We start from the raw sequence: 20,528 nt of genomic DNA, 5'->3' as shown, positions 1-20,528 counted from the left end.
CCGTACGTCGAGAGGGGGGGGCAGGCCGGCACCTCACTCGGTGCGCGCCGCCCCCGTGCTCTCCCTCCCCAGCAGCCGCGGCACCGGTACCCGCACGGTACGAGCCGGCCCCCCGTCCAGCAGCGCGGTCAGCTCCGTGGCGGCCGTGCGGCCGAACTGGACGCTGTCGCGGGAGAGCGCGGACAGGCGGGGGCGGACCATGCGGCACAGGGCCGAGTCCTCCCAGGCGACCACCGAGACGTCGCCCGGGACGGAGAAGCCCAGTTCGGCGGCCGCGGCGACGCCGGCGACGGCCATGACGTCGTTGTCGTAGATCAGCGCGGTCGGTGCCGGGGCCGCGGTGAGGACCCGGCGGGTCACCGCGGCGCCCGCCTCGTCGGAGTAGTCGGTGGTCACCGAGCGGACCTCGGTCAGGCCCCGCCGCTCCGCCTCGGCGCGCAGGGTGCGGATCCGGCGCTGGGTGTGCGCGAGGCCGGTGAGGCCGGCGATGTGGACGATCCGGCGGTGGCCGAGGCCGTGCAGTTCGTCCACCACCGCGGCCATCGCGCCCGCGTCGTCCGCCCACACCGTCGACAGGCCGGGGTGCCGCTCGTCGGGTGCGCCGCCGATCACCACGGCGGGCAGGCCGAGTTCGTCCAGCAGGTCGGGCCGCGGGTCGTCGGTGCGCGGGTCGGCCACCAGCAGGCCGTCCACCCGGTGCTCGGCCCACCAGCGCCGGTACACCGCGCACTCGTCGGCCACGTCCTCCACCACCTGGAACAGCAGGCCCAGGTGGCGCTCCGCCAGCACTTCCTGGATGCCGGAGACCAGTTGGAGGAAGAAGGAGTCCACGCCGAGCGTGTCGGCCGGCCGGGCGAGCACGAACCCGACCGTCGCGGCCCCCTCCCCGGACAGCGCCCGTGCCGCCGTGCTCGGCCGCCAGCCGAGCTGCTCGGCGACCCGGCGCACCTTCTCGCGGGTGTCGTCGGAGACCCCGGGCCGGCCGTTCAGCGCGAAGGAGACGGCGCTCTGGGAGACCCCGGCATGCCGGGCGATGTCCTTCATCGTCGGCCGCCGGGCCGGTGAACGCCTGCCCTGCACACTGCCTCCCCATTCCCCGCGGCGGTTTCCGGACAGTACAGCTAATGCGCTTCAGCTTCGTCAACCTAATGCGCATTAGCGCTAAACAAATTAGCTGTGCGCGATGGATTGACGACCCTGCGCGGCGGCGTGCAAGGTCTCCGTCGTTGGCCAACTCCGGCACAAAGGAGACCCGTTCGGCATGCCTCTTTCCCGCAGGACCTTCGCAGCCGCCGCCCTGTGCACCCTTCTGCCGCTGAGCGCCTGCGGCTCCGGCGACGACGGCGGCACGAGTGACGCCTCCGGCAAGGTCGAGGGCGACATCACCTTCCAGACCTGGAATCTCCGCGCCAACTTCAAGCCGTACTTCGAGGATCTGATCGCGGAGTTCGAGAAGAAGCATCCCGGCACCCGGGTCAAGTGGATCGACCAGCCCGCCGAGGGCTATGCCGACAAGATCAGCGCCGACGCGGCCGGCGGCACCCTGCCCGACGTCGTCAACGTCTCCCCGGACCTCGTCGCCCCGCTGGCCCAGGCGGGCCTCGCCCTGGACCTGGACAAGGCGGCCGGGCAGTACAAGAAGGAGTACCTGGAGGGCGCCTGGGCCGGGCACCAGGTGCCGGGCGTGACCGGGACGTACGCCTTCCCCTGGTACCTCAACACCGGCCCGCTGTTCTACAACAAGTCCCTCTTCGAGAAGGCCGGCCTCGACCCCGAGCAGCCGCCGCGGACGTACGACGAACTCTTCGACGACGCCCTGCAGTTGGCGAAGAAGAGCGACGGCAAGGTCGCCACCCTCGCCAACGTGCCCACCATCGAGGACTTCGGCCGCTACGGTGTCCCGTTGATGAACGACGAGGGCACCGGCTTCGCCTTCAACGACCCCAAGGGCGTCGAACTCCTCACCAGGTACAAGGAGTTGTACGACGCCAAGGCGCTCGACCCGCAGGCGCTGACCGCCACGCCCGAGTCGTCGGGCAAGAAGTTCCTCACCCAGGCCGTCGCCATGAACCCCGGCAGCGCCCTCGATCTCGGCAACTTCAAGAAGCAGGCGCCCGGCCTGTACGAGAACATCGGCATCACCGACCAGATCACCAGCACCGGCCACGCCAACATGTATGTGATGGGCGTGATGGTCAACGCGCAGAGCAAGCGCAAGCCGGCCGCCGTCGCGTTCGCGCACTTCGTCACCGACGCCGCGCACCAGATGTCGTTCGCCCGGCAGGTCGCCATCTTCCCCAGCACCGCCGGCTCGCTCGACGACCCGTACTTCACCAAGGAGGACGGCACCGACGAGACACGCGTACGCGTCGCCGCCGCCAAGTCGCTGAAGACAGCCGTCAATTACACGCCCGTGCTGTTCAGCGAACAGATGAAGACCGAGCTGCGCAACGCCGTCGCCCGTGCGCTCCAGGGCAAGGAGAGCCCCGAGGCGGCTCTTGACAACGCTGTCGAGGCCTGCGACCGGCTTCTGCGGCAGCAGGGCTGAGCGAGCATGGCCTCCTCGACCGTCACCCGGATGCGACCTCGGGAGCAGAGCGGGACGCGGCCTCCGACGCCACGCGGGGTGCGCCGCCAACTGCCCACCAGCCCCTGGCTGTTCGCCGCTCCCGGGCTGCTCGTGGCCGGCGCGTTCGTGCTGTACCCGTTCCTGTCCACCGTGACGAACGCCTTCACGGACCGGCGCACCCTGATCCCGGGACAGTTCGTGGGCCTCGCCAACTTCCGCGAGATGCTCCACGACGACATGTTCTGGATCGGTCTGCGCAACAGCACGCTGTACGTCCTCGGCGTCGTCCCCGCGCTGGTGATCCTGCCGCTGATGCTGGCCCTGCTGGTGCAGAAGAGCATCCCCGGCATCGCCTTCTTCCGGTCCGCCTTCTACACCCCGGTCGTCGCCTCGATCGTCGTCGTGGGTCTGATCTGGGTATGGCTGCTGGACGAACGCGGCCTCATCAACGCGGTGTTGGAGGCCGTCGGCGTCGGCCGGGTCGGCTTCCTCAGCGACCAGTGGCTGCTGCTGCTCAGCGCCATGGCCGTCACGGTCTGGAAGGGCCTCGGCTACTACATGATCATCTACCTCGCGGCCCTGGCGAACGTACCGCGCGAACTGCACGAGGCCGCCGCGGTGGACGGCGCCGGTGCCGTGCGGCGCTTCCTCACGGTCACCGTGCCGGCCGTCCGGTCCACCATGGTGCTCGTCGGCGCGCTGTCGTCGGTGGCCGCGTTCAAGGTGTTCTCCGAGGTGTATCTGATGGCCGGCCCCAGCGGTGGTCCGGCGGGCGAGGACACCACCCTCGTCATGCTGGTGCAGCGCACCGGCACCGGCCTGACCGGCCGCGTCGGATACGCCTCCGCCCTGTCCGTCGTCGTCTTCGTCGTCACCGTCGCCCTGATGCTGCTCGTGCTGCGGGCCGACCGGAAGGAGGGGGCATGAGGGGGGCGCGTACCGGTGAACTGGTCCTGCGATACGTGTTGTTGCTCGCCGTCCTCGCCCTCACCGTCGGGCCGTTCCTCTGGCAGCTCTCGACGTCCCTGAAGGGCCCGACCGAGGACATCTACAGCTCCCCGCCGAGCTTCGTGCCCTCGGATCCGACGCTCCACAACTACGCATGGGTCGCCGACACCATCCCCGTCTGGGACTACGCCCTGAACTCCCTGAAGGTCGCCGGCGCCAACGTCGTCACCAACTGCGTCGGCTCCGCGCTCGCCGGATACGCGCTGGCCCGGCTGCGCTACCGCGGCCGCCGCGCCGCAACCCTGGCGTTCGTCCTGGCGATGCTCGTGCCCGTGGAGGGCATCATCATCGCCCAGTTCACCACCATGCGGGAGCTGGGCCTGAACAACACCCTGGTCGGCGTGGTGCTGCCCGGCTGCATCGGCGCGATGAACGTGCTGCTGATGCGCAACGCCTTCCTCAACCTGCCGTACGAGATCGAGGAGGCGGCCTACGTCGACGGGGCGAACGTCTGGCAGCGGTTCCTGCGGATCGCGCTGCCGTCGGTCAAGGGGACCGTGGCCGTCGTCGCGATCTTCGCCTTCATGGGCGCCTGGGACGACTTCCTGTGGCCGCTGATCGTGCTGAGCGACCCGTCCAAGTTCACGCTGACCATCGGGCTCAACTACCTGCACGGCACCTTCGCGAACGACGAACGCCTCGTCGCCGCGGGCACGGTCATCGCCGTGGCCCCGCTGATCGCCCTCTTCGCCTGTCTCCAGCGGTACTTCTTCCGCGGGGTCGGCGAGGGCGCAGTGAAGGGCTGACACCCCCCTCTCGTCTGTACAAGGACACCGCATGCCTCCTGCCGTGCGCTTCGGCGTCAACTACACGCCCAGCGAAGGGTGGTTCCACCACTGGCTCGACTTCGACCTCGACTCCGTACGCGCCGACCTCGACTCCGTCGCCGCCCTCGGCCTGGACCACATCCGGGTCTTCCCGCTGTGGCCGTACTTCCAGCCGAACCGCTCGCTGATCCGCGGCCGGGCCGTCGAGCAGCTGGTGCAGCTCGTGGACGCGGCCGGCGAACGCGGTCTGGACGTCAACGTGGACGGACTGCAAGGGCACTTGAGCAGCTTCGACTTCCTGCCCGCCTGGACCCGCACCTGGCACCGGCGCAACCTCTTCACCGACCCGTCGGTAATCGAAGGCCAGGCCGCCTACCTGCGCACCCTCGCCGCCGCACTCGCCGCCCGGCGGAACTTCCTCGGCATGACCCTCGGCAACGAGATCAACCAGTTCGCGGCAGGGCCCCACCCCGACCCCGACCGGGCGAGCGCCGACGAGATCGACGCCTGGCTGGAGCGGATGCTCGCCGCCTGCGAGGAGGGCGCCCCCGGCCGGCTCCATCTGCACGCCGAGTACGACGCCACCTGGTACCAGGACGACCAGCCCTTCACTCCGGCGCAGGCCGCCCGGCGCGGAGCCGTCACGGCCGTGCACTCCTGGGTCTTCAACGGCACCGCCCAGCGGCACGGCCGTATGTCTGTGCCCACCGAGCACCATGCCGCGTATCTGATCGAGCTCGCCAAGGCCTGGGCCGACGACCCGCACCGGCCCGTCTGGCTCCAGGAGGTCGGGGCCCCCGCCCCGCTGATCCCGCCCGAGCACGCGGCGGACTTCACCGCGGCCACCGTGGCGAACGCCCTGGACTGCCCCGACCTGTGGGGCATCACCTGGTGGTGCTCGCACGACGTCTCCCGAGACCTCGCCGACTTCCCGGAACTCGAGTACGGCCTGGGCCTGTTGACCAACGACCGGCGGCCCAAGGAGGCGGCCCTCGCCCTCGCCCGGGCCGCGCGCGAAGGGACTCGCGCGCCCGAAGCCCGTACGACCGCCCTCGTCGTGCCCGCCGATCCGGGCGCCCGCTCGCGCTGCGCGCCCGGCGGACCCGTCTTCGACGCCTTCTTCCGGCTCACCGCCGACGGCGCCCGCCCCACCACCGTCCTCGACACCCGCGCCGACGACAAGGAACACCTGGCCGCGCGCGGCATCACCGAGACCGTCACTCCCGAACAGGTACTCCCCGCCCCACCCGGACTCCCAGGAGGCACCCGCTCGTGAACCCCACCAGACGCACCGTGCTCCTCGCCGGAGCGACCGCCGCGATGGTCCCCGGCCTTCCCGCGCTTCAGGCGCATCCCGCCGAGGCCGCGGGAGTCGCTGATGCCGCGGGGGCCGCCGGGGTCGCGGGAGCCACGCCCCGCGCCGCCTCCCTCCAGCCGTACGCCTCGTACTGGTACCCGGACTTCCTGCCCTTCGGCACGCCCGGCCCCGGCATCACCTGGCGCAGCCTGAAGAGCTGGCGCGCGGCCGAGGACACCGACCTGCCGTTCAACGCGTCGACCGTCCCGCTCGCCCCGCGCTTCACCCCGGCCCCCGCCAACGCCACCGCCCGCGACGCCCAGGCCCGCATCCAGTCGCTGGTGTCCTTCGGGCCGACCTCGGGCAACCCCTCGCAGGGCTCGGCCACCGCCGACTACTACGCGCTCACTCACTGGGCGTACATCGACGAGCTGGTGTTCTGGGGCGGCTCGTCCGGCGAGGGGCTGATCCTCGCCCCGAACGCACCGATCGTGGACGCCGCCCACCGGCACGGCGTGCGCGTCCTCGGCAACATCTTCCTGCCGCCGGCCGCGTACGGCGGACAGCTGCGGTGGACCCGTGACCTGGTGCAGAAGGACGCCGCCGGACGGTATCCGCTGGCCGCGCGGCTGGTGGAGGTCGCGGCGGCGTACGGCTTCGACGGATGGTTCGTGAACGCCGAGACCGGCGGCGGCGACCCGGCGCTGGGGGCGGCCATGCTGGGCTTCCTGCGCGAGCTGAAGTCGCTGGCGGCGGCCCGCGGGCAGCGGGTGACCTGGTACGACGCGATGACGGTGAACGGCACGGTGAGCTGGCAGGGCGGCCTGACCTCGCAGAACGAGCCGTTCTTCCTGGCCGCCGACGACATGTTCGTCGACTTCCGCTGGACGGCCGCGCGGCTCGCCTCCTCGGGGCAGCGCGCCGAACGGCTGGGGCGCAGCCGGTACGAGCTGTGGGCGGGTGTCGACGTCGAGTCGAACGGCTGGAACTCGACGGTGAACTGGGACGCGATCGTGCCCGCGCAGTCGCCGGACGTCGTCTCGCTCGGTTTCTACCGGCCCGAGTGGACGCGCAACCACCTGCCGGCGGACGGGCGCGCGCCGGGCGACTTCCACGCGGCGGACGACCGGTTCTGGACGGGGCGGTCCGCGGACCCCTCGCGGCCGGACCCGGCCGACCCGTGGCGGGCGCCGGCGGTGGTGGTGGCCGACCGGTCAACGGTGACGTCGGTGCCGTTCGCGAGCGTGTTCAACACCGGGCACGGGCTGCGGTGGTACGAGGAGGGGCGGGTGACCTCGACCGCGCCCTGGAACCACCTCGGGCTGCAGGACCGGCTGCCGTCGCGGAGGTGGGCGGTTCACACGGAGGGCGGCGGCGGTGCGCGGCCGGCTGTGAACTTCGATTTCGCCGACGCGTGGTGTGGCGGGAGCAGTGTGCTTCTCGCGGGTGAACTGGACGCGCCGGTGGTGCTGGATGTGTATGCGACACGGCTGCCGGTGGGTGTTGACGGAGTTCACACGGTGGTCGAGCTGACCGACCGGATCGACGAGGGTGCGGTGAAAGTCGAGTTGGCCGTCGCGACCGCCGAGCCGAGCACGCCCGGGTCGACGCCGCCGTACAGATTTTTCCCTGTGAACTCGGCCAACACCTGGCACACCACGACCGTCCAGCTCACAGGGCTCACCAAGGGCGACACCATTCACGCCCTCGGCGTCCGCCTCACGCCCGCCGCAGGCTCCGGCTCCGCCCCCGCCCCCGTCCGCTGGCGGCTCGGCGGGATCGCCGTACGTACCGCACCCGCCCAGGCCCCGGCCGCTCCCACCGGGTTCCGCGTCACCGCGGCGTCGGCGGGCGACCTGCGCCTCGCCTGGAACCCCGCCCCCGGCACCGTACGCCACTACACCCTGCACCGCCTGCTCCCCGACGGCACGCGCCGCTTCCTCGGCGCCACCTGCCAGCGCGCCTACTTCGTCGGCGGGCTCCAGCGCGAGCAGGGCGAGCGGGCGGCGCGGTTCGAACTGCGCGCGGTGGGGGAGCTGTACACCTCGTCGGACCCCGTGACCGTCACCCGTCCCTGGTAGGAGCAGCCCACATGCATGACGACCGCACCCTCGTCGAGGCCCGGCTGAGGCGTGTCCTCGACGAACGCATCCGTCCCGCCGTGTACCCCGAGTCCATGCCGCTGGAGGTGGCCGTCTGGCACGCCCCCGACGAGCCGGTCCCGGTCGCCGAGGGCCTCGCGGCCGAGCCCGCGCCGATCGAGGTGGGCGCCCGGTGGGGTGCTCCCTGGGGCACCAGCTGGTTCCGGGTGACGGGCACCGTGCCCGAGGCCTGGGCCGGGCGGACCGTCGAGGCGATCCTGGACCTCGGCTTCGACGAGAACATGCCGGGCTTCCAGTGCGAGGGCCTGGTCTACCGGCCCGACGGCACCCCGGTGAAGGGCCTCAACCCGCGCAACCAGTGGGTGCGGATCGGCGCGCCCGTCGAGGGCGGCGAGGAGGTGCGGCTGCACGTCGAGGCCGCCTCCAACCCGGTCATCCTGGACTACCACCCGTTCCGGCCGACCCGGCTCGGCGACAAGGACACCGCCGGCAGCGAGCCGCAGTACACGCTCGCCCGGATGGATCTCGCCGTCCTCGACGAGACGGTGTGGCAGCTGGTGATCGACCTGGAGGTGCTCGGCGAGCTGATGGCCGAGCTGCCGGTGGACTCCCCGCGCCGGCACGAGATTCTTCGGGCCATCGAGAAGGCCCTGGACGTGATCGACCTCCAGGACGTCAACGGCACGGCCGAGCAGGCCCGTTCGCACCTGCGGCCCGCCCTCGCCGCTCCCGCCGTGCCCTCCGCGCACCGCATCAGCGCCGTCGGGCACGCGCACATCGACTCGGCGTGGCTGTGGCCGCTGCGGGAGACGGTCCGCAAGGTGGCCCGTACGACGGCCAACATGACGGCCTTGCTGGAGGACGAGCCCGAGTTCGTCTTCGCCATGTCGCAGGCGCAGCAGTGGGCGTGGGTGAAGGAGCACCGGCCCGAGGTGTGGGCGCGGGTGCGGAAGGCGGTGACCGACGGGCGGTTCGTGCCGGCCGGGGGCATGTGGGTGGAGTCGGACACCAACATGCCGGGCTCGGAGGCGATGGCCCGCCAGTTCGTGCACGGCAAGCGGTTCTTCCTCGACGAGTTCGGCATCGAGAACGACGAGGCGTGGCTGCCCGACACCTTCGGCTTCGCCGCGGGCCTGCCGCAGATCATCAAGGCCGCGGGCGCCAAGCGGCTGCTGACGCAGAAGATCTCCTGGTCGCAGACGAACAAGTTCCCCCACCACACCTTCCGGTGGGAGGGCATCGACGGCACCCGGATCTTCACCCACTTCCCGCCCGTCGACACCTACAACTGCTCGATGAAGGGCAGCGAGATCGCCCACGCGGCCCGCAACTTCAAGGACAAAGGCGTCGCCCGCCACTCCCTCGCCCCCACCGGCTGGGGCGACGGAGGCGGCGGCACCACCCGCGAGATGATCGCCAAGGCGGCCCGGCTGCGCGACCTCGAAGGCTCGGCGACCGTCGTGTGGGAGACCCCGCGGGACTTCTTCGACAAGGCCGAGGCCGAGTACCCCGAGCCGCCCGTCTGGGTCGGCGAGCTCTACCTCGAACTGCACCGCGCCACCCTCACCAGCCAGGCCCAGACCAAGCAGGGCAACCGGCGCAGCGAACACCTGCTGCGGGAGGCCGAACTGTGGGCGGCCACGGCTGCGGTGCGCTCCGGATTCCCCTACCCGTACGAGGAGTTGGACCGGATCTGGAAGACGGTCCTGCTGCACCAGTTCCACGACATCCTGCCCGGCTCGTCCATCGCCTGGGTGCACCGCGAGGCCCGCCGGACCTACGCCCGGGTGGCCGAGGACCTGCACGCCATCATCGACGCGGCCCAGCGCGCGCTGGCGGGCGAGGGGACGCGCGAGCTGGCCTTCAACTCCGCGCCGCACGGCAGGAACGGGGTCCCCGCGGGCGGAGCCGGAACCCCCACCGCCGCCCGGCCGGTCGAGCCGACCCCGCGCGTCGGGGGCGGCTTCGTCCTCGACAACGGCCTGCTGCGGGTCGAGATCGACGCGCAGGGGCTGGTCGTCTCGGCGTACGACATCGACGCCGACCGCGAGACGATCGCGCCGGGCCGGGCCGCGGGCCTGCTCCAGCTGCACCCCGACTTCCCCAACATGTGGGACGCCTGGGACGTCGACAAGTTCTACCGCAACACGGTCACCGACCTCACCGACGCCGACGAGGTCACGGCCACCGAGGCCGGCGGTGTCCGGGTCATGCGGTCCTTCGGTGGCTCGCGTGTCACCCAGGTGCTGACGCTGGCGCCGGGGGAGCGGCGGCTGGTGCTGGACACGGAGGTCGACTGGCACGAGACGGAGAAGTTCCTCAAGCTGGCGTTCCCGCTCGACGTGCACGCCGAACGCTACGCCTCCGAGACGCAGTTCGGGCACTTCCACCGTCCCACCCACACCAACACCTCATGGGAGGCGGCCAAGTTCGAGGCCTGCAACCACCGGTTCGTCCATGTCGCGGAACCCGGCTGGGGTGTGGCGGTCGTCAACGACTCGACGTACGGCCACGACGTGACCCGCACGGTCCGCTCCGACGGCGACCTCGGTACGACGACCACGGTCCGGGTGTCCCTGCTGCGCGCCCCGCGCTTCCCCGACCCCGAGACCGACCAGGGCGTCCACCGCTTCCGGCACGCCCTCGTGCCGGGCGCGGACATCGCCGACGCGGTCCGCGAGGGCTGGCGGGTGAACCTGCCCGAGCGGCACCTGACCGGCGCGCGGGAGGTGGCCCCGCTGGTCACCGTCGACCAGGACGCGGTCGTCGTCACCGCGGTGAAGCTCGCCGACGACGGCAGCGGAGATGTGGTCGTCCGCTTCCACGAGGCCCACGGCGGCCGCTGCCGCGCCACCCTGACGCCCGGGTTCGAGTTCGCGGAGGTGCAGGTCACCGACCTGCTGGAGCGCCCGCTGGCCGAGGTGCCCGCGCCACGGAACGACGGCCGGCGGATCGCCGTACGGCTGCGGCCGTTCGAGCTGGTCACCCTGCGGCTGCGCAGGAGCTGAGCACGGTCCGGGATTTGGCGCTATCCGAACCTTTTGCCGGGCCTGATCGGCCTGATAGGCATGCGGTCGCCGATGCCCCGGACCGAAAGGCCCTCCGTGACCAGGTACCTCGACCATCCGCATCCGCACACCACCCGGCCGGTGACCCGGTGAACCGGCTGGGCCGCAGCGCCGTCAGGGTCAGCGAGCTGGCCTTCGGCGGCAGCGCCATCGGCAACCTCTTCACCGAGGTCACCGAGACACAGGCGCACGAGGCGGTGGCCGCCGCCTGGCAGCGCGGTGTCCGCTACTTCGACACCGCGCCGCACTACGGCCTCGGCCTGTCCGAGCGCCGACTGGGCGCGGCCCTGCGCGAGCGTCCCCGGGCGCAGTACGCGATCTCCACCAAGGTCGGCCGCCGCCTGGAGCCGTCCGACCGGGGCGGCGACGACCTCGCGCACGGCTTCGTCGTCCCCGCCACGCACCGCCGCGTCTGGGACTTCAGCGAGGACGGCGTACGGCGCACCCTGGAGGGCAGCCTGGAGCGGCTCGGCCTCGACCACGTCGACATCGTCTATCTGCACGACCCCGACGACCACGCGGAGGAGGCCTTCCGGGAGGGCTATCCGGCGCTGGAGAAACTCCGCGCACAGGGCGTGGTCGGCGCCATCGGGGCGGGCATGAACCAGGCGGAGATGCTCACCCGGTTCGTCCGCGACACGGACGTCGACGTGGTGCTGTGCGCGGGCCGCTACACCCTGCTCGACCAGCAGGCCCTCGTCGAGCTGCTGCCCGCCGCGCTGGACCGCGGCACGTCCGTCGTCATCGGCGGCGCGTTCAACTCCGGCCTGCTGGCGGACCCGAGACCGGGGGCGACGTACAACTACGCCACCGCGCTGCCCGAGTTGCTGCACCGCGCCCTGCGGCTGAAGGCCGTCGCCGCCCGCCACGGCACCACGCTGCGCGCCGCCGCGCTGGCCTTCTGCGCGGCCCACCCGGCCGTCGCCGCGGTCCTGGTCGGCGCCCGCTCGGCCCATGAAGTCGTCGACTGCGCCCACCAGTTCGCAGCCCCTGTCCCCGCCGACCTGTGGCAGGAGCTGCGCGAGACCGGACTGCTGCCCGAGGAGGCGCCCGTGCCGGGCGAGACGCCCGTGTGATGCTCTTCACAGGAACCTTCCCGCCTCCCGCCTCCTCCTCGGACTGTCGGCATGTCCGCACCCGAGGAGGAGCACCACCATGGAGCACATCACCCCACGCCGCGCGGGCCGGGCGGTGGCCGCGCTGCTGGCCCTGGACGGCCTGGCGCACGTGTACTGGGCCACCGGCGCGACCTGGCCCGCGGCCGACGAACGCACCCTCTCGCTCGCCGTCCTCGGCACCGAAGTCCCCTTCACCGCACCGGTGGTGCTGCCGCTGGCCGCGCTGCTGTTCACCTCCGCCGCGGCCGTCCTCGGCCGGGCCACGGGGCGCGGCGGCCGGCGGACCCGGCGGCTGCTGCGGCTCGTCACCCTCGCCGTCGCCGCCGGGCTGATGCTCCGCGGGACGGCCGGCATCGCCTGGGCGCTGGGCCTGGGCGAGGACGCGGGCCCGGTCTTCCACCGGCTGAACCTGCTGCTCTACACGCCGGTGTGCCTGGTCTTCGGCCTCGCCGCCGCCCGTGCGGCCCTCCCGGACACGGACCGCGCGGGCGTCCCTGGGAGACTCGCCCGGTGACGGAGAGCACGCCGAGCGAGGCGCGGGCGAATGCCGAGGGCATCGCGCTCGCCCGCGCCGCGCGCCGGGGCGACACCCTGGCGATGCAGGACCTGCTCGGCCTGCTGACCCCGTACGTCGCCCGGATCTGCACGCCCATCGCGCTCTGCGGAGGCCCCGACGCCACCCAGGAGGCGCTGGTGGTGGTGTTCCGCTCCCTGCGCGCCCTGCGGGAGCCGGAGGCGCTCTACGGCTGGGTGCGGGCCATCGCCGTACGCGAGGCGGTACGGATCGCCCGGCGCGACGCCCGGGACCGGCCCGCCGAGCTCACCGAGGTGCCCGAGCGCGGCGATCCGCAGCTCGGCGCCGACATCCGCGACGTCCTGGCCCGGCTGGCACCCGAACACCGGGCCGTGCTGGTCCTGCGCGACATCGAGGGACTGGACGAACAGGCCGCCGCGGCGCTGCTGGACGTCCCCGCAGGCACCGTCAAATCCCGGCTGCACCGCGCCCGGGCGAGCTTCAGAAGGGCGTGGTCCGCATGACCGCCGAGCCTGGGTGGCCCACCTCCGGCCTGGACGACGTCCGCAGGCTGCACATCATGGCCGCCGCCCTCCCCGGCGCCCGGGTCGCCGAGCGGCTCCTGCCCGCCGCACCGGCCGAGGTGTGGGCCGTGATGGGCGACCTGGAGGGGGCGTTCGGGCGGTTCCAGCCGGACATGCGGCACCTGACCGTCGTACGCCGTGACGGCGAGCGCGTCGAGGCCCTTGCCCGCAGCCGCTACGGCATGCGCGCCCGGCTGCACGGCGTGGTGCGGCCCGGCTGGTGCTGGCTGCAGAGCCGCTTCCTCGTCATCGGCATGGCCACCGCCCCCGCACCCGGCGGCGGCACCCGCGTCGCCCTGACCGGCGGGGTGCGCGTACCGGGCCGGGCGGCGATCGTCCCGTTCGGCACCCGGCGCGAACTGGACCGCGCCATGGACCGGTTGGCCGAGCACGTACGGGGAGCGGCTACTTGAGCAGCCGCGACAGCCTGCGGTCGGCGAGCGGTTTGCCGCCCGTCTGGCAGGTCGGGCAGTACTGGAGCGAGGAGTCGCTGAAGGAGACCTCGCGGATGGTGTCGCCGCAGACCGGGCAGGGTTCGCCGGTGCGGCCGTGGACGCGCAGGCCGCTCTTCTTCTCGGCCTTCAGGCGGCCCGCGGCCAGGCCCCGGGAACGCTCGACCGCCTCGGTGAGGGTGGTGCGCAGGGCGTCGTAGAGGCGGGAGGTCTCCTCGGGGGTGAGGGACGCGGCCAGCTTGAACGGGGACATCTTCGCGGCGTGCAGGATCTCGTCGCTGTAGGCGTTGCCGACACCGGCGATCAGGCTCTGGTCGCGCAGGGCGCCCTTGAGCTGCCGTCGCTCACCCGCGAGCAGCGCGGCGAAGCGGGCCTCGTCGAAGTCGTCGGCGAGCGGGTCGGGGCCGAGCCTCGAGATGCCCTCGACCTGCCCCGGGTCGTCGACGACGTACACCGCGAGCCGCTTCTGCGTCCCGGCCTCGGTCAGGTCGAAGCCCGCGCCCGTCTCCAGGGCGACCCGCAGGGCGAGGGGGCCCTTGCCGGGGCGGGGCGGGCCGTCGGGCAGGCGGTCCTTCCAGTGCAGCCAGCCCGCGCGCGCCAGGTGGGTGACCAGATGCGGGCCGCCGTCCGTGGCGAGGTCGAGGAACTTGCCGTACCGGTGCACGGCGCCGACCTCGCGGCCCTCCAGGGCGCTGAGCGGTGGGTCGTACGTCTTCAGGACGCTGATGGCGACCGGCAGCACCCGGACGATCTCGTGGCCGACCAGGTTCTCGGTCAGGAAGTCCTTCAGCGCTTCGACCTCGGGGAGTTCCGGCATACGTCCAGAGTGCCATCGGGGCCGCGCGACCTCATGTCGCCTGCGCCACCTCGAACTCGCACCACACGCACTTGCCGCCGCCGCGCGCCTCCACGCCCCAGTCGTCGGTGAGCAGGTCCACCAGCAGCAGGCCGCGGCCGGAGACGCCCGAGTCGCCCGCCTCGCGGCGGCGCGGCAGGGCGCTGGAGGAGTCCTCGACCTCCACCCGCAGCCGCCGGCCGCCGGCCAGGGACCGCAGGGTGACGATCGCGGCGCCCTCGGTGTGCATCAGCGCGTTGGTGATCATCTCGTCGGCGACGAGCACGATCTCGTCCGCACGGTCGCGGGCGCCCCAGGCGCGGACGGCGGTACGGACCATCCGGCGGGCCTCGCGCAGGGCCTCCGGATCGCCGGAGGCCACATGCTGCTGGAGCCGGCCGCCCGTCTGGGGCGCGTCCATGCCCCGGCGGTGCAGCAGGAGAAGCGCCACGTCGTCGTCGCCGCCGCGTTCCTCGGCGAGGTCGATGAGCATGTCCGCCAGACGCCGTACGTCCTCGGGGCCCGAGGCGATGAGCGAGGTGAGGGTGCGCATGCCGTCGTCGAGGTCGGCGCCGGGCTGCTCGACCAGGCCGTCGGTGCACAGCAGCAGGGTGTGGCCCGGGTCCAGCTCGATCGTGGACACCGGATACTCCAGGCTGCCGAACTCCGCGGACAGGCCGAGCGGCAGCCCGCCCGCGACGGTGACCCGGCGGCAGGTGCCGTCGGACTGCCGCACGAGCGGGTCGATGTGCCCCGCGCGCACCACCTGGACCACTCCGGTGGCCAGGTCGGCCTCGGCGTACAGACAGGTCGCGAAGCGGTCGGTGTCGAGTTCGTGCAGGAACACCGAGGCGCGGGCCATCACGGTCGCCGGGGTGTGGCCCTCGGCGGCGTAGGCGCGCAGCACGATCCGCAGCTGGCCCATGACGGCGGCCGCGTGCGTGTCATGGCCCTGGACGTCACCGATGACCGCGCCGACCCGCCCGCCGGGCAGCGGGATCAGGTCGTACCAGTCGCCGCCGATGTCACGGCCCTGGGAACCGCCGATGGTGGCGGCACGGTAGCGGACGGCGACGTCGGCGCCGCGCACGCTGGGGATGGTGCGCGGCAGCATGGCCTGCTGGAGGCCCTGCGCGATGTCCTTCTCCTGCTCGTAGAACATGGCCCGTTGCAGGCTCTGGGCGATGCTGCTGCCGAGGGCGACGAGGATGTTGCGCTCCTCGGCGCTGAAGCCCTCGCGGTCGTTGTAGAGCAGGCCCATCGCACCGATCGGCCGGGCCTGGACGATCAGCGGCAGATACGCGGCCGCGGTGATCTTCAGGTCGGTGATGTGCGGCCACAGGATGGGATAGCCCGCCGCGAACTCCTCCGGGGACTCGATGAACCGGGGGCTGAGGGTGCGCACGACCTCGCTCATCGGGTACGGCTCGTCGATGCCGGTGACATCGGTGCCGGGCACGAAGCTGCCGGTCGGCCCCTCGGCGATCAGCCGGATGCGGCCCGCCTCCACCAGGCCCATGACCAGGCTGGTCGCGCCGAGGTGGGTCAGCCCATGGGTGTCCTTGATGACGTCGATGACGTCCTGGACGGTCCGCGCGTGGGCGAGGGCGGCCGTGGCCATCTGGATCACGCTGCTCTGGTCGAGACGGACGTCGTCCCCCATCAGACGGCGGCTGTGCGCCTCGCTCTCGGCGAGCTCCGGGGTGGCGTCGCGGACGATGCCGATGATGCGCCGCGGGCGTCCGGTCTCGTCCCGGCGGATGTAGCCCTGGGTGTGGGTCCAGCGCAGGGTGCCGTCGCGGCAGCGGACCCGGAAGTAGGCGCCGTAGTTCTCGCTGCCGTCCTTGAGCGCCTGCGACACCATCGCGTCCAGCCGGCGGGCCTCGCCGGGCGGCACGCGCAGGCCGAGGGTCTCGGGGTGGTCGTCGTACTCCTCGGGCAGCACGTCGAACACCTCGTGGGCCCGGGCGTCCATCGTCATCAGGCCGGTGCCCAGGTCCCAGTCGAAGGTGCCCATACGGTTCAGCGCGAGCACCGAGTCCGCGTGGGCGGGCCAGTCGTCCGGGAGTGACAGCGCGCTCGCTCCCCGGTCAGCCATGGGCCCACCTTGCCAGTGTTCGACGGATTCTTCGACCGGGGCCGCCCGGCCGGGCGGCCCTTTCGCGGGCGTACGGCCGGGAGGGCCCGCGGCGGGCGTACGGCTCACCCGGCGAAGACGTCGGTGGGGCTGCCGAAGATGCTCTCGGCGGTGCCGCTGCGGGTGCCGGCCGTGTCGTCCGGGACGTCGTCCGGGATCAGGCCGCCGCTGTCGGGAAGGTCGGGGGAGTCCGGGACGGTCTCGGGGCCGACGTCCTGCGACGGGGTGCGCGGTGCCGTCTGCGTGCCGGGCGAGCTCGGCGGTGTGGCGGTCACCGTGGCCGCCGGGCAGTCCCCGGGCGTGGGCGGCACGGTCGCGCGGCCGGTGCCGCCGGGGGTGACGGTGACCGTCGGGGTCACGCAGCCGGACGGCGGCGACGACGGCGACAGCGGCCGGCCGGGCTCGGAGACGTCCGGAGGCGCGAGTTCGTCATGCGTCCCCGGGCTGGACGTGCTCGGCGTGGCCGGGGCCGGCGTGCTGGGACGGGGGCTCCTGCTCGCGCTCTCCAGCTCGCTCGGCGTCGGGGGCCGGGTCGTCGCCCAGGCGGGCGGGCGTACGGGGCGGTCGTGCCGGGTGTCGTGGCCGCAGCGGCGCTCGATCCAGGTGTGGTCGACGACGTCGATGATCGTGATGTGGGTGATCACCTCGGGTGCCGGAGTCACCACGACCACCTGGGACGGCCGGTAGCCGGGCCAGGCGCTGCCCTTCGTGACCGGAGCGCGGTCCGCCGAGGTGGGCGGCAGCAGCGGGTTGCCGCAGGCGCAGCGCACCCGCGGCACGCCCCGGGTGTCGACGAGGACGGCCGTGCCGGACTGCAGGACGGATGCGAAGGCGGTGGCCCGGCCGTCGCGGTAGCCGTGGTTGGTGACCTGGGTGTCGGCGCGCAGCACGACCGGGGTCAGGCCGCGCAGATAGCCGGGCACGGCCCGCGGGGTGATGCCCTCGACGTCGGCGAAGGCACGCGCCCGGGCCGGGTCGGCGGTGAGGTACTCGATCTGCCGCGGTACGTCACAGCTGCCGGCCTGCTCCGTGCCGCCGTACAGGCCGGGTGTGGCTCCGGAGACGGAGCGCGGCCGGGACGGCGGCTCGGCGGGCTGGGACGCCTGTTTGTCCGGTCGTACGCCGGAGGCGTCCGTGGAGCCGGTGAAGGGGTTGGGCCCCTGGGCCGCGACGGGCTGGAGGAGGACCTCCTCGCCGGCCCCGGCCGACTGCGCGAGTTCGACGGCGCAGCCGGTGGCGAGCAGTGCCATCGTGAGGGCGACTGCGGCGACGAGGGTTCGGATGGGTGACCGCACCACGTTCTCCCGCCTGGTTTCGGGCAATACCTCCCTATTGTTTGCTTCACTCACTCGGGTTACGCAAATGGAACAGGGCGGTACACAGAGTGACCGGCGGGACGATGGAGGGAGAGGAGCGACGGCCGTGGACTGGTTCACCGCACCCGAGTACTGGCTGAGCCGGCTGGTCTTCCAGCGGGCCCTGGCCGCCGTGTACCTCGTGGCCTTTCTGACGGCGGCCCTGCAGTTCCGTGCACTGATGGGCGAGCGCGGCATGCTGCCGGTCCCGCGCTTCGTCGCCCGGGCGCCGTTCCGGCAGGCGCCCAGCCTCTTCCAACTCCACTACTCCGACCGCTTCTTCGCGGCCTGCGCCTGGACGGGCTGCGCGGTGTCCGCGGGGCTGGCCGCGGGGGTCGACTCGCTGCTGCCGCTGTGGGGCGCCATGCTGCTGTGGGTCGTGCCGTGGGTGCTGTACCTGTCGATCGTCAACGTCGGCCAGACCTGGTACTCGTTCGGCTGGGAGTCGCTGCTCCTGGAGGTCGGCTTCCTCGCGGTGTTCCTCGGCAACGACGAGGTCGCGCCGCCGATCGTGGTGCTGTTCCTGCTGCGCTGGATCCTGTTCCGGGTGGAGTTCGGCGCGGGGCTGATCAAGATGCGCGGCGACGCCTGCTGGCGCAGCCTCACCTGCCTCGACTACCACCACGAGACGCAGCCGATGCCGGGCCCGCTGAGCTGGTTCTTCCATCATCTGCCCCGGCCCCTGCACCGGGTCGAGGTCGCCGCCAACCATGTCACGCAACTCGGTGTGCCCGTCCTGCTGTTCACGCCCCAGCCGATCGCCTCCGCCGCGGCCGCGCTGATGGTGGTCACCCAGCTGTGGCTGGTGCTGTCCGGCAACTTCTCCTGGCTCAACTGGATCACCATCGTGCTGGCCCTGTCGGCGATCGAGTTCCCCGCCGATCCGCCGTCCGTGCCGGACGCCCCGCTCTGGTACGAGGTGGTCGTGCTCGCCGTCGCCGCCCTGCTCGCCTTCCTCAGCTACCACCCGGTGGTGAACATGATCTCCCGGCGGCAGGTCATGAACCGCTCCTTCGATCCGCTGCACCTGGTCAACACCTACGGCGCGTTCGGCAGCGTCAGCCGGGTCCGCTACGAGGTGGTGGTCGAGGGCACCCTGGACGACACCCCGCGCGCCACGTCCGACTGGCGGGAGTACGAGTTCAAGGGCAAACCCGGTGATCCCCGGCGCTGGCCGCGGCAGTTCGCCCCCTACCATCTGCGGCTGGACTGGCTGATGTGGTTCGCCGCGCTGTCCCCCGCCTACGCCGGGGCGTGGTTCGGGGCGCTGGTGGAGCGGCTGCTGGAGAACGACCGCGACACCCTGAAACTGCTGCGCCGCTCACCGTTCCCGCCGGACACCCCGCCTCGGTTCGTACGGGCCCGTCTCTTCCGCTACCGGTACACGACCTGGCAGGAGCTGCGGGAGACGGGGGCCTGCTGGGAGCGGACGTACGTACGCGAGTATCTGCCGCCGACGCGGCTGGACACCCCGATGCGCCGTGGGTGAGGCGGCCGCACTCAGAGAGCCGAGCGGCTCAGCGGGTCGGGGGCCACCACTCCAGGAGCAGGATCGTGGCGTCGTCCCGCAGCCTGTTGGGCTGTGCGTCCAGCAGTGTGTGGATCAGCCGGCGCAGGATCTCCGGGGCGAGCTCACCGGCGGCCGTGGCGCGGATGACGAAGTCCGCGAACCGGGTCAGGCCCAGCTCCTCGCCGTCGTGCGTACGGGACTCGGTGACCCCGTCGGTGTACATCAGCACCCGGTCGCCCGGCTCCAGCGCGATCTCGTGGCACTGCCGGCCCCGGTCGGTGAGCAGGGACGGCAGGCCCATCGGCGGATCGGGCTCGCGTGCCAGGGCGTCGACGAGGAGCCGCTGGTCGCGGATGAGCAGGGGCGTGGGATGCCCGCAGTTGCTCCAGCGCAGCATGCCGCTCTCCAGGTCCAGCTGGGCGAGGATGCCGGTGCAGAACTGGTCCGGCAGCCATGTCGACAGCGCGGTGTCGACGTTCTGCACCAGCTCCGGCAGGTCCGCGCCGGTGCGGCGGGCGTTGCGGCACGCGGCCAGCGCGACCGCGCTGGTGAGCCCGGCGGGCAGGTCGTGGCCCATGGCGTCCAGGACCGAGGCGTGCAGCGTCGTCTCGGTCAGCGCGTGGTCGAAGGCGTCGCCGCCCAGCTCGTAGGCGGGTTCCAGCACGGCCGTCGACACGGCGTGCGCGGTGCCGATCGTGCGCGGCGGCAGAAACGCCCGCAGCATCTCCGCGGGCAGCCGCATCGGTTCCGTGCGCGTACGCCGGACGAAGGAGTCCTTGTAGGCACGCCTGGACGTCACCAGCATGCCCATCAGGGCCGCGAGCGCCCTGCCGCGCCGCAGCGAGAGGGGGGTCAGCTCGGGGCAGTGCACGGCGAGGACGCCCAGCCGCTCGGCGCCGTCCAGCAGCGGCAGCCAGGCCGTCAGGCCCCCGGAGTCCGAATCCGTCACCCGCAGCGACTGGGTGCGGTAGGCCCACCCGGCCGCCGAGTCGTCGATGGGCAGGGCCGGGACGACGTCGGTCAGCGGCACCAGTTCGTGCTGCTGGAGATCGGCCAGGTAGACCACGCAGTGCTGGAGCCCGAGCGCCTTGGAGCAGCGGGCCACCGTGGTGGACAGGTCCAGCCGCGCGTTGTCCGAGTCGGCGAGGAACCCCTCCAGGAGGCCGTCACCGCTGTCCGCCGTCACCACACGGCTCCCCTCGTCGGTCCCCC

Annotated in this window: 16 protein-coding genes; 11 read left to right on the top strand and 5 right to left on the bottom strand. The window is 72.5% G+C overall.

The window, feature by feature from the left end:
* Nucleotides 1-33 precede the first annotated feature (33 nt).
* The gene (locus tag ACIQ6Y_RS01845; RefSeq protein WP_404033643.1) at nt 34-1,044 is read right to left on the bottom strand and encodes a LacI family DNA-binding transcriptional regulator; all 1,011 of its coding nucleotides are present in this window, start codon (nt 1,042-1,044) and stop codon (nt 34-36) included.
* 217 nt (nt 1,045-1,261) lie between these two features.
* Between ACIQ6Y_RS01845 and ACIQ6Y_RS01840 the strand changes: the two genes are divergently transcribed.
* The 10 genes from ACIQ6Y_RS01840 (at nt 1,262) to ACIQ6Y_RS01795 (ending at nt 13,440) form a co-directional block, all read left to right on the top strand.
* Nucleotides 1,262-2,548, top strand: coding sequence for an ABC transporter substrate-binding protein (locus tag ACIQ6Y_RS01840; RefSeq protein ID WP_404031429.1), 1,287 nt, complete (start codon nt 1,262-1,264; stop codon nt 2,546-2,548).
* A gap of 6 nt (nt 2,549-2,554) precedes the next feature.
* Nucleotides 2,555-3,496, top strand: coding sequence for a carbohydrate ABC transporter permease (locus ACIQ6Y_RS01835; protein WP_404031427.1), 942 nt, complete (start codon nt 2,555-2,557; stop codon nt 3,494-3,496).
* A complete protein-coding gene (locus ACIQ6Y_RS01830; protein ID WP_404031424.1) occupies nt 3,493-4,323 on the top strand; it encodes a carbohydrate ABC transporter permease in 831 nt (276 codons plus the stop codon). The genes ACIQ6Y_RS01835 and ACIQ6Y_RS01830 overlap by 4 nt, the downstream gene beginning before the upstream one ends.
* 31 nt (nt 4,324-4,354) lie before the next feature.
* Nucleotides 4,355-5,620 (top strand): glycosyl hydrolase, encoded by a 1,266-nt coding sequence (locus tag ACIQ6Y_RS01825; RefSeq protein WP_404031422.1) that lies wholly within the window; start codon nt 4,355-4,357, stop codon nt 5,618-5,620.
* Complete coding sequence (locus tag ACIQ6Y_RS01820; protein ID WP_404031419.1) at nt 5,617-7,722, top strand: endo-beta-N-acetylglucosaminidase; 2,106 nt, start codon at nt 5,617-5,619, stop codon at nt 7,720-7,722. Before ACIQ6Y_RS01825 ends, ACIQ6Y_RS01820 begins: the two co-directional genes overlap by 4 nt.
* Before the next feature lie 11 nt (nt 7,723-7,733).
* On the top strand, nt 7,734-10,751 hold the full coding sequence (locus ACIQ6Y_RS01815) for an alpha-mannosidase (RefSeq protein WP_404031416.1): 3,018 nt from the start codon (nt 7,734-7,736) through the stop codon (nt 10,749-10,751).
* A gap of 149 nt (nt 10,752-10,900) precedes the next feature.
* Entirely contained in the window at nt 10,901-11,887 is a 987-nt protein-coding gene (locus tag ACIQ6Y_RS01810) for an aldo/keto reductase (RefSeq protein WP_404031414.1), read from the top strand.
* Between the two features lie 79 nt (nt 11,888-11,966).
* Nucleotides 11,967-12,443, top strand: coding sequence for a DUF3995 domain-containing protein (locus ACIQ6Y_RS01805; protein WP_404031411.1), 477 nt, complete (start codon nt 11,967-11,969; stop codon nt 12,441-12,443).
* A complete protein-coding gene (locus tag ACIQ6Y_RS01800; RefSeq protein ID WP_404031409.1) occupies nt 12,440-12,967 on the top strand; it encodes an RNA polymerase sigma factor in 528 nt (175 codons plus the stop codon). The genes ACIQ6Y_RS01805 and ACIQ6Y_RS01800 overlap by 4 nt, the downstream gene beginning before the upstream one ends.
* Nucleotides 12,964-13,440 (top strand): hypothetical protein, encoded by a 477-nt coding sequence (locus ACIQ6Y_RS01795; RefSeq protein ID WP_404031407.1) that lies wholly within the window; start codon nt 12,964-12,966, stop codon nt 13,438-13,440. The genes ACIQ6Y_RS01800 and ACIQ6Y_RS01795 overlap by 4 nt, the downstream gene beginning before the upstream one ends.
* Here the strand turns inward: ACIQ6Y_RS01795 and ACIQ6Y_RS01790 are convergent.
* The 3 genes from ACIQ6Y_RS01790 to ACIQ6Y_RS01780 form a co-directional block, all read right to left on the bottom strand.
* Entirely contained in the window at nt 13,433-14,296 is an 864-nt protein-coding gene (locus ACIQ6Y_RS01790) for an Fpg/Nei family DNA glycosylase (protein WP_404031404.1), read from the bottom strand. The two genes, ACIQ6Y_RS01795 and ACIQ6Y_RS01790, sit on opposite strands and share 8 nt — an antisense overlap.
* 31 nt (nt 14,297-14,327) lie before the next feature.
* Nucleotides 14,328-16,412, bottom strand: a complete 2,085-nt coding sequence (locus tag ACIQ6Y_RS01785; RefSeq protein ID WP_404031401.1) for a SpoIIE family protein phosphatase — start codon at nt 16,410-16,412, stop codon at nt 14,328-14,330.
* 104 nt (nt 16,413-16,516) lie between these two features.
* Nucleotides 16,517-17,746 carry a DUF6777 domain-containing protein gene (locus tag ACIQ6Y_RS01780; RefSeq protein WP_404031399.1) on the bottom strand — a complete coding sequence of 410 codons (1,230 nt, stop codon included), beginning with the start codon at nt 17,744-17,746 and terminating at the stop codon, nt 16,517-16,519.
* A gap of 127 nt (nt 17,747-17,873) precedes the next feature.
* Between ACIQ6Y_RS01780 and ACIQ6Y_RS01775 the strand changes: the two genes are divergently transcribed.
* A complete protein-coding gene (locus ACIQ6Y_RS01775; protein ID WP_404031396.1) occupies nt 17,874-19,295 on the top strand; it encodes a lipase maturation factor family protein in 1,422 nt (473 codons plus the stop codon).
* 28 nt (nt 19,296-19,323) lie between these two features.
* On the opposite strand, the gene ACIQ6Y_RS01770 is transcribed toward ACIQ6Y_RS01775, so the two are convergent.
* Nucleotides 19,324-20,505, bottom strand: coding sequence for a PP2C family protein-serine/threonine phosphatase (locus ACIQ6Y_RS01770; RefSeq protein ID WP_404031393.1), 1,182 nt, complete (start codon nt 20,503-20,505; stop codon nt 19,324-19,326).
* Nucleotides 20,506-20,528: the final 23 nt, after the last annotated feature.

Source organism: Streptomyces sp. NPDC096205 (assembly GCF_044763135.1).
GTDB lineage: Bacteria > Actinomycetota > Actinomycetes > Streptomycetales > Streptomycetaceae > Streptomyces.
This window is presented reverse-complemented; position numbering and strand designations above follow the sequence as displayed.

Coding starts and splice junctions, on each gene's coding strand:
- ACIQ6Y_RS01845 (WP_404033643.1), bottom strand. CDS start 1,044: ATGAAGGACATCGCCCGGCATGCCGGGGTCTCCCAGAGCGCCGTCTCC.
- ACIQ6Y_RS01840 (WP_404031429.1), top strand. CDS start 1,262: ATGCCTCTTTCCCGCAGGACCTTCGCAGCCGCCGCCCTGTGCACCCTT.
- ACIQ6Y_RS01835 (WP_404031427.1), top strand. CDS start 2,555: ATGGCCTCCTCGACCGTCACCCGGATGCGACCTCGGGAGCAGAGCGGG.
- ACIQ6Y_RS01830 (WP_404031424.1), top strand. CDS start 3,493: ATGAGGGGGGCGCGTACCGGTGAACTGGTCCTGCGATACGTGTTGTTG.
- ACIQ6Y_RS01825 (WP_404031422.1), top strand. CDS start 4,355: ATGCCTCCTGCCGTGCGCTTCGGCGTCAACTACACGCCCAGCGAAGGG.
- ACIQ6Y_RS01815 (WP_404031416.1), top strand. CDS start 7,734: ATGCATGACGACCGCACCCTCGTCGAGGCCCGGCTGAGGCGTGTCCTC.
- ACIQ6Y_RS01805 (WP_404031411.1), top strand. CDS start 11,967: ATGGAGCACATCACCCCACGCCGCGCGGGCCGGGCGGTGGCCGCGCTG.
- ACIQ6Y_RS01795 (WP_404031407.1), top strand. CDS start 12,964: ATGACCGCCGAGCCTGGGTGGCCCACCTCCGGCCTGGACGACGTCCGC.
- ACIQ6Y_RS01790 (WP_404031404.1), bottom strand. CDS start 14,296: ATGCCGGAACTCCCCGAGGTCGAAGCGCTGAAGGACTTCCTGACCGAG.
- ACIQ6Y_RS01785 (WP_404031401.1), bottom strand. CDS start 16,412: ATGGCTGACCGGGGAGCGAGCGCGCTGTCACTCCCGGACGACTGGCCC.